Origin of the sequence: uncultured Amnibacterium sp. (assembly GCF_964244015.1) — a bacterium.
Lineage (GTDB): Bacteria > Actinomycetota > Actinomycetes > Actinomycetales > Microbacteriaceae > Amnibacterium.
In genome coordinates this window covers 1-5,737 of sequence record NZ_CAXTHO010000154.1, presented here as the reverse complement: position 1 = coordinate 5,737, position 5,737 = coordinate 1, and the positions used below count along the sequence as shown (strand labels likewise).

The window sequence follows — 5,737 nt, the reverse complement described above, 5'->3', positions numbered from 1 at the left end:
TCGGCTCGCGCAATCGGTCCGCCGCAGAACGGCGGCCTTCGAGGCCGGCGGCGCACGCTGCGTGCTGCTGCGGTCGTCCAGCCGCTGATCCGGAGGCGGATGCGGACCCGGGCGACGACCCAACGGGGCGTACAGACGCGCGGGGCTTGACGACTCCCCGAGGAGTCGCCGGGGGCTGACGCCGGTCAGGCGTGCTGGCGCCACCACCAGTCGTTCGTGGTCGAGCCGATGCGCGCGACGCGGTCCTCGGCCAGGTCGACCATCCGCGATCCGAGCGTCAGCGCCACCTGGTACGCCTCGTCGGTCGCGTGACGGTGCAGCGCGGCGTCCTGGTGGCCGTCGACCAGCGCGAGCGGGTCGGAGGCGGGCAGGGCCCGGTCGCGGTGGAACACGCTGGTGTGCATCGGCGGCTCGATCAGCGGGATCGACCCGCGCACCTCGTCCAGCAGCGCGACGGTCTCGGGCAGCGTCGTCGGCTTCGGGGAGCGGCCGGTCCGCACCTCGTCCGTGAGGACGGAGGTCAGCACCAGCGCCTCCTTCAGCGTGAAGGTGCGGCTGCGGGCGTACGGGGACAGACGCACGACCGCCGAGCGGTGCGCGCGCTCGGCGGTGAGGATCAGGTCAGCCTGCTCGGTGTCCTCCACAGCGAGAGCGCGGCTGCGGTGGCTGACCGAGAAGGTCGCGGCGCGCATCGAGGCGCCGAGGCGCCCGGCGGCCAGGTCGCAGATGAGGCCTTGGCCCGGTGTCTCGAGGCCGCGGCTGATCACCGTCTCCTCGGCCATCGGTCCCTCGCCCATGAACTGCTTCTGCAGCGCGAACTCGATGATCGGACCTCGGCAGACATCGCTGCCATCGACGATCAGCACAGTGCCCATCGGTGTCCTCCGGTGCTTCCCGGCCCCCGAACGAGGGGGTCTGATCTCAGAATGACCGACTGCGTGGTATCAGCCCGGAAGCGACACGGCGTGGCGTGGAGGAAGGTCGCGCGACACGCCGTAATGGGAAGCAGCCCGCTCGCTTACTCCATCGACCCTGGCAACCTCCTGCATGCACACGATGAGAACGAATTCGGTGAACGACACGCCGAGACGTGTGTCGTTCCCGACCTGTGTCGGACGTGCCCCCCACACTGGGGTCGTTCCGCCCTGGGTGGGACATGCACGACGCCAACGCCGGTGGATACCGGTGGTTGACATCGGCTCCGCAGCACGCACCGAGGAGACCGACGCGATTTGCCCAGACGCGCCAAAACCCACCGCACCATGCACAACCGCCATGGGGCCGGCCAGCTCGGCCGCACCACCGAGTCGGCGACCGCTCAGTCGCCGACGATGGTCCTGTTCGTCCTGCTGGGCGTGCTCGGCATCGTCGCCTACGGGTCGTTCCTGCTGAACCCCGCCAACCGTGGCGATCTGCTGCCCTGGCTGCTCGTCATCGGCGCGGAGTCCGTGCTCGTCATCACCGCGCTGCTGTCGATGTGGACGATCCTCGCGGGCTCGCAGGATCCGAGGGACTACGGCTACCACCGCGCGAAGGAGCTGCTGTTCGACGGCCGCTTCATCCGCGAGTCCGCGCTCGAGCGGGAGCCGGGCCGGTGGCCCCTGCGGGTCGCCGGCGAGCAGGTCGACGTCGACGTGTTCATCACCACCTACGGCGAGGAGCTCGCGGTCATCCGCCGCACCGTGCAGGCGGCGGTCGCGATGCACGGCCGGCACCGCACCTACGTGCTCGACGACGGCCACTCCGACGAGGTCCGCCGCCTGGCGCGCTCCAGCGGCGCGCATTACTTCCGCCGCCCCGAGCGGGAGCACGCGAAGGCCGGCAACATCAACGCGGCGCTCGCCCGCACGACCGGGCAGTACTTCGTGATCCTCGACGCCGACTTCGTGGCGTCCGACCAGTTCCTGATCGAGACCCTGCCGTTCTTCTCCCGCCGCAGCGTCGCCTTCGTGCAGACCCCGCAGACCTACGGGAACCTCACCAACTTCATCTCCCGCGGCGCCGGCTACATGCAGACGGTCTTCTACAAGCTGATCCAGCCGGGCCGCAACCGCTTCAACGCGGCGTTCTGCGTCGGCACGAACGTGATCTTCCGGCGCGCTGCGATCGACGACATCGGCGGGATGTACACGAAGTCGGCGTCGGAGGACGTCTGGACCTCGCTGCACCTGCACGAGCGCGGCTGGCGCAGCGTGTTCCTCCCCGAGGTGCTGGCCATCGGCGATGCGCCGGAGACGATCGCGGCGTACGCGAAGCAGCAGCTGCGCTGGGCGACCGGCGGCTTCGAGATCCTGCTGACGCACAACCCCTTCGGCTTCCGCCGCCGCCTCACGCTCGACCAGCGGCTGCAGTACTTCTCGACCGCGACGCACTACCTCACCGGCATCGCGACGGCGCTGCTGCTGCTCGTGCCGCCGCTCGAGATCTTCCTCGACCTGCGGCCGATGAACCTCGTCATCACCCCGCTGACCTGGGCGCTCTACTACGCCGGCTTCTACGGCATGCAGATCGGGCTCGCGTTCTACGCGGTCGGCTCGTTCCGCTTCGAGACGCTGCTGCTCTCCGCCGCCTCGTTCCCGATCCACCTGAAGGCCCTGAGCAACGCGCTGACGGGCCGCAGGACGACCTGGAGCGCCACCGGCAGCAGGGGCAAGGTCTCGTCGCCGTTCAACTACATCGTCCCGCAGATGCTGACCTTCCTGTTCCTCGCCCTGACCAGCGCCGTGGGTGTCTGGCGGGACATGGACAACGGCGTCGTGACACTCGCCTCCGCCTGGAACATCACGAACACCCTGATCATCGGCTCCTTCATCGGATTCGCCGCCAGGGAGCACGGCCGTATGAAGCGGGAGGCGCGGGTCGCGCGCCGGGTCACCCGCATCGTGACCGCCCCGGTGTCGTCGCTGACGGCGGTGCCGGCCTTCGAGGCGGAGTCCGACGAGCGCATGGCAGGAGTCGCATGACCTGGGGCAACCGATTCCGTCTGCTGTTCGGCTCGATCGGGGTGCTCGTGCTCGTCGCGGCGCTCACGCTGGTGTTCAACCAGCGGCAGCACAGCGCGACGAGCGAGACCGCGACGATCACCGCGGTCGACTACCCGGTGGGCTCGACGTACTCCGGCACCGTGACGCAGGTGGAGGTGAAGGAGGGGCAGCAGGTGCGCGCGGGGCAGCCTCTGGTCGCGGTGCGCAGCGCCAGCCTGCTGCACGATCTGCGCCAGGGGCTGGTGACGACGAGCTCGCTCGGGTACTCGGTCTCGAAGACGGGCGTGATCCAGTTCGAGTCCGCCGTCGACGGCACGGTACGCGGCCTGGAGGTGCGGTCCGGCATGTTCGTGCAGGCGGGCGACACCCTCCTGAGGATCGCGAAGGCGGGATCGCTCACGGTGACGGCGAAGGTCTCGCTGACCCCGACCGACTACGGCCGCCTCGCGCACGGCGCGGTCGTGGATCTGCTGCTGCCGAACCAGAGCACCGTGGAGGGCCGCGTCGGCGAGATCGCGGTGTCGACCGCCGGCGCCCGTGCGGTCGCGCAGATCGAGGTGACGAGCACGCAGCTGGTCGACGGCGGCGAGGGCGGCCTGATCCAGTCGGGCACCCCGGTCACGGCCACCGTGCACCTGAAGGACGACGGGCCGCTCTCCGGCGTGCTCGACGCCGGAAGGGCGCTGCTGCGCAAGGTGGGCCTGTGACCGTGGGGCGACGCCGACTCGCCCTGCTTCTCCCGGCGATCGCCGCTCTGGGCGCGCTGCTCACGGGCTGCACCGCGACGGTCGAGCGCGCCGCGCCGACGGCAGCCGCATCGCGTGAAGCACCCGCCGCGCTCAGCGCAGCGCTCGGGACGCTGCCGCAGAAGTCCGCGCAGCAGCGGCCCGCGCGACTCGCCGCGGGGCTCGCGGTCCCGACGAACCGCTGGTTCTCCGGCCTGGTCTTCGGTGCGAAGCCGCAGCCGGTCTTCCCGATGCCCCTGTCGTACACCGCCTCCGCCCACGGCTTCGCGATCGGGCTGCCGCAGCCCGTGGGGACCGCGGACACGATCTTCGGCTCGGCGGTCGCGGGGCTCGGTCTGCGCTTCAGCGGGGCCGCCCTGAAGGTGACGGACTACGACGCGCTCACGGTGACGAGCCGGTTCGGCGCGGCCGACGTGCTCACCGCGGAGGGCTGGCCGTACGTCGCCGTGACCGCGCGCCGCGCGCTCTCGGCCACGTTCACGACCGCTCTGCAGCCTGCCTCCGACGGCACGCTGCAGACCGTGATCGCGGGGACCACCTACGGCGTCAAGGCGCCCGACGGCAGCGTGTCCGGCACGCGCCTCCAGCTCGCGGCGGGCCAGCGGGCGGTGCTGTGGGCCATTCCGAAGGACGTCTCGGCGACCACGCTCGCCACCGGCGCGGACGGCGTCGTGACCGGTTCCGCGGTGTCGCACTCGACGGCGGGGAAGCGGGTCGCGACGAAGCTGACCTACCACACCACCGGCAGCAGGCCGACGGTCCTCGCGGCCACGGCGATGCAGCAGGCCGGGGGAGCGGGATGCAGCGCCGGCAGCGTCCTGTCGTCGCTCGGCACGCTGTCGCTCTGCACCGGCCGCACGATCGGCTACCGGGTCGCTGCGGTCCGTGCCTCCGACTCGCTCGACCTCGGCGATGCCTCCGCAGCCCGCCTGACCGCGATCCGGGCGCAGCTGCGACGCGACCTGCGCGCGACGCCGGCGGAGCCCGCCGACACCTACGGCGGTGGGAAGTGGCTCTACCGGCTCGCGAACCTGCTGACGGTCGCGAAGGCGGTCCACGATCCGGCGTCCGCAGCGACCGCGCGGAAGAAGCTGCAGCAGGCGCTGATCGAGTGGACGGAGGTGGACGGCTGCCGCACCCGCGCGACCCACTGCTTCGTGCGCGACAACCGCATCGGCGGCGTGGTCGGCCTCGAGGCCTCCTACGGCAGCGAGCAGTTCAACGACCACGACTTCCACTACGGCTACTTCCTCTACGCGGCCGCGGTCGCAGTCCGGGACCGCCCCTCGCTCGCCACGAAGATCGGGCCCGTCATCGACCTGCTCGCGGCCGACATCGCTTCGCCGACCGCGCAGCGCGGGCTCCCGGCGCTGCGCATGTACGACCCGTGGGCGGGCCACTCGTGGGCGAGCGGCTACTCGCCATTCGCCGACGGCAACAACCAGGAGTCGACCTCCGAGGCGGTGAACGCCTGGAACGGCCTCGCGCTCTGGGCGCAGGTGCGCAGGGACGCCGGGCTCCGCTCGACCGCGCAGTGGCTGCTCGCCAATGAAGCCGCCGCGACGAAGACGTTCTGGCTCGACCCGGACCTGACCGCGTTCCCCGCCTTCCAGCACTCCTTCGTGTCGCTGCTCTGGGGCGGCAAGCGGGACAGCGCGACCTGGTTCAGCGCGGATCCGGCAGCGAAGCTGGGTATCCAGCTGATCCCGATGAGCCCAGCGGCCGGCTACCTCCGGACCTCGAAGGCGGCGATGCGGACGGACCTGACGGAGGCGCGCACCGCGAAGACCGGCCTGTTCGCGGACTATCTGCTGATGTACGACGTGCTGGCGGGCGGGTCGAAGCCGGCAGCGCTGCGGCAGCTGGCCGCGCTCCCCGCGAAGCAGATCGACGGCGCGAACTCGAAGTCGTACGCGGCCGCCTGGATCCTGACCCGCTAGCCCGCCTCCCCCGCCTCCGAGTGACTGTCCCGCCCGCCGACGCAGGCGGGACAGTCACGCAGCGGCG

General features: G+C 71.2%; 4 protein-coding genes. 3 read left to right on the top strand and 1 reads right to left on the bottom strand.

Translation table 11 applies throughout. The features are described from left to right. Positions 1–185: 185 nt before the first annotated feature. On the bottom strand, positions 186–875 hold the full coding sequence (locus ACFE67_RS13660) for a hypothetical protein (protein ID WP_375407423.1): 690 nt from the start codon (positions 873–875) through the stop codon (positions 186–188). 387 nt (positions 876–1,262) lie between these two features. On the opposite strand from ACFE67_RS13660, the gene ACFE67_RS13655 reads away from it, so the two are divergent. Genes ACFE67_RS13655 through ACFE67_RS13645 form a run of 3 tightly spaced genes read left to right on the top strand, consistent with a single transcriptional unit; the run spans position 1,263 to position 5,670 of the window. Then, positions 1,263–2,963: a glycosyltransferase family 2 protein gene (locus ACFE67_RS13655; protein ID WP_375407422.1), complete on the top strand. Its 1,701-nt coding sequence runs from the start codon at positions 1,263–1,265 to the stop codon at positions 2,961–2,963. Next, positions 2,960–3,691, top strand: a complete 732-nt coding sequence (locus tag ACFE67_RS13650) for a biotin/lipoyl-binding protein (RefSeq protein WP_375407421.1) — start codon at positions 2,960–2,962, stop codon at positions 3,689–3,691. The genes ACFE67_RS13655 and ACFE67_RS13650 overlap by 4 nt, the downstream gene beginning before the upstream one ends. Next, entirely contained in the window at positions 3,688–5,670 is a 1,983-nt protein-coding gene (locus tag ACFE67_RS13645) for a glycosyl hydrolase (protein ID WP_375407420.1), read from the top strand. Before ACFE67_RS13650 ends, ACFE67_RS13645 begins: the two co-directional genes overlap by 4 nt. Positions 5,671–5,737: the final 67 nt, after the last annotated feature.